Raw genomic sequence first — 330 nt, forward strand, 5'->3', positions numbered from 1 at the left:
GGTCTTCTTGCTGCCGAGGATGCTGTGTTCGAGCAGCCGTGCCTGCTGCTCGCCCAGGCGCTGGCTCTGTTCCAGCACCACCAGGCAGACCGCGGCCACCGCCAGCAGCAAAGGCAGCAGTCCGAGGGCGACCATCTTGTATTTGAGCTGCATCGGCACCTGTCCGGGCTGGCGGCTACGTAGAACTACGTAGCGGGCCTTGGGTAGTTCTGCGAATTTCGCTGTCGCGTCGAGCCGCCGATAGTAATATGGCTCCGCTGTGGGCTCTCACAATAACAAGTATCGCCGCGGCCACCGGTGCGCGGCAGGAGAACAAGCATGACCCGAATG

General features: G+C 62.4%; 1 pseudogene. It reads right to left on the bottom strand.

Annotated elements, in window-relative coordinates:
- Positions 1-153: pseudogene (locus FS767_RS23285) on the bottom strand (histidine kinase); the annotation flags it as partial.
- Positions 154-330 lie beyond the last annotated feature (177 nt).

It is taken from the genome of Pseudomonas sp. DE0010 (assembly GCF_007680745.1).
Lineage (GTDB): Bacteria > Pseudomonadota > Gammaproteobacteria > Pseudomonadales > Pseudomonadaceae > Aquipseudomonas > Aquipseudomonas parafulva_B.